This window comes from Streptomyces sp. H27-D2 (genome assembly GCF_035828615.1).
Lineage (GTDB): Bacteria > Actinomycetota > Actinomycetes > Streptomycetales > Streptomycetaceae > Streptomyces.
On record NZ_JAYMZR010000221.1, the window covers coordinates 1 to 886 of the forward strand.

The following is an 886-nucleotide window of genomic DNA, read 5'->3' on the forward strand; positions in this document are numbered from 1 at the left end:
CACCGAGGCCCGCACTGTCTGGGAGTCCATCACGATCGCGGTGGGGTCCTCACGCCGCTTACGCATCTCGCGGACCTGGCAGCGCAGCAGCTCGTGGATGGTCTCGGTGGTGCCGTCGTCGCGCCACGTGCCGAAGTAGTAGTACACCGCGCTCTTCGGCGGCAGGTCATGGGGCAGATAGCGCCACTGGCAGCCGGTACGTGATGGTCTGCAGGGGAGTGTCAGTTGGGCATCGTCATTTAGGTGTCAGTGGCGCAAGCCCGGTGACCTGGCGGTTGGCGCTGACGCGTGGTGCTCATCTGCTACTGACATGACTGACGAAGGGGCATGTCGTTCTTGTGCAGACTGCTATAGCGGGTGCTGGGTTTGCGCTGGTCAGAGGCGTCACATGCCCGGAGTGTTGGAGTGCGGCCAGAGCGCCGCGACGCGTTCCTCCATGGAGGAGATGAGGATCCGCTCCGGGCGGCCTGCGACGAGGTAGAAGAGTGATTCCGGGACGTAGCCGGGGCGGCGGAACCAGTTGCGAACCTGTTCGCCGCGTCCCTGGTCATCCGCGATCTCACCGAGGACTTGTTCGGTGTCTTGGTAGATGTGGGCACCGCGCAGCCGCCCGGCCGATCTGCTGATCATGAATTCCTGCAGCGGGGCCAGCCCGCCACCCGGGCCGGGGGTCCGCCCCCAACTGCCGAGTGATGGTGTGGACATGAGGATGTCGTTGACGGTGTTGGTGGTCTGGGTGTGATGCCACACCTCCAACAGTGAAGCTCCGCCATCTTGATTCTGGCTGGTCAGGGCCTCTGGTGTGATGGCGGGTGAGGCTGCTCGGGCTGGTGGTGGGGCAGTGTCCAGCATGTAGATCGTTGGGCAGGGCGGTTCGCCTGTTCCG

Annotated in this window: 1 protein-coding gene and 1 pseudogene; both read right to left on the minus strand. The window is 64.6% G+C overall.

Features of this window, described 5'->3' with window-relative positions:
* Nucleotides 1-204: pseudogene (locus tag QMK28_RS33990) on the minus strand (transposase); the annotation flags it as partial.
* A gap of 180 nt (nucleotides 205-384) precedes the next feature.
* A complete protein-coding gene (locus tag QMK28_RS33995) occupies nucleotides 385-750 on the minus strand; it encodes a hypothetical protein (RefSeq protein WP_326443558.1) in 366 nt (121 codons plus the stop codon).
* Between the last annotated feature and the right edge of the window lie 136 nt (nucleotides 751-886).